Genomic DNA, 1,023 nt, shown 5'->3' on the forward strand with positions numbered 1-1,023 from the left:
ATGTTCTGCGCTACTGCTTCTTCTCGTATAGCTTGTTTACGCCACCTGCGTAGTGACTGACTACTAACACCCAGTTGTCTGGCCGTCTCAGTGAATGCTTCAGCTTCATTATCATACGTTGAGAACGCTTGTTCAAGCAGGCGGACTGCTTTATCTCTGAACTCTTGCGAATACGGTACTGTCATAGTTCCTATCATCTCCTAGAACTTGTCACGAAACGCGGAACCAAAACCAGTGCACATCAATTGGTATGGGGCCATAAGCGTGTATACGTGTTTTCGAGTGCTCTGTTTCCATCGCATACTAAGACTTCTGGAGGGAAAACAAACCGGGATAATAGTGTGGTGTACGCGGTTTTTGTTTCTTTGTTTGCCCACTGCCAGGCCAAGACTTTACTGGTATCACCATCAATAGCGATCAGGAGACATTTGCCTGTTTTTAGATAAGTGCCATCAATCATGACGACACGATGATGGTCACTATCCTCGCTACGCTGGGGAATAAGGTTCCAACACCATGCTATGCGTTTTCTAAAGCCGCGCGCTGCGTCGGGTTGGCGTGATGCACCCAGAAGCCACGACAAGAACTCTACGAGGTGTTTATACGGTTTGTGACTTACTCCTGGTTTACGGCTGGTTAGAGTGCACGATGTGCACATCCAGCGTTGCCTATGGTAGCGGTCTCGACCGTTTTTCTTCATACGCGTATGACATACAGGACACTGTGGCGCTTGGGCAGAAACATGTCTCATACCTTCTATGACACACCCACAAGGTATCAGAAGAAAACCTCAACACGCCCTAACACCAAGAAACACAACGCCTAACACAAACTTAAGCAATAACTTTAGTTCCTATATGCCGGCTTTCACCGTCACCACACCGCAAAACAAAAAAGACCTCGGCTTTCCAGCCGAGGTCTTGCTTCGTGGAGCTAACGGGATTCGAACCCGTGACCCCCTGCATGCCATGCAGATGCGCTACCAGCTGCGCCATAGCCCCGAAGACTTTTTTACTATACATG

General features: G+C 48.4%; 2 protein-coding genes and 1 tRNA gene. All 3 read right to left on the reverse strand.

The features are described from left to right. The coding region (locus tag ALMA_RS07935) for a transposase (protein WP_158520690.1) at positions 1 to 185 on the reverse strand (185 nt) is incomplete at its 3' end. 56 nt (positions 186 to 241) lie between these two features. After that, positions 242 to 751 (reverse strand): transposase-like zinc-binding domain-containing protein, encoded by a 510-nt coding sequence (locus tag ALMA_RS08425; protein WP_420807213.1) that lies wholly within the window; start codon positions 749 to 751, stop codon positions 242 to 244. Between the two features lie 177 nt (positions 752 to 928). After that, positions 929 to 1,001, reverse strand: a tRNA-Ala gene (locus ALMA_RS07940). Positions 1,002 to 1,023: the final 22 nt, after the last annotated feature.

This window comes from Alloscardovia macacae (assembly GCF_002259705.1).
Taxonomy (GTDB): Bacteria; Actinomycetota; Actinomycetes; order Actinomycetales; family Bifidobacteriaceae; genus Alloscardovia; species Alloscardovia macacae.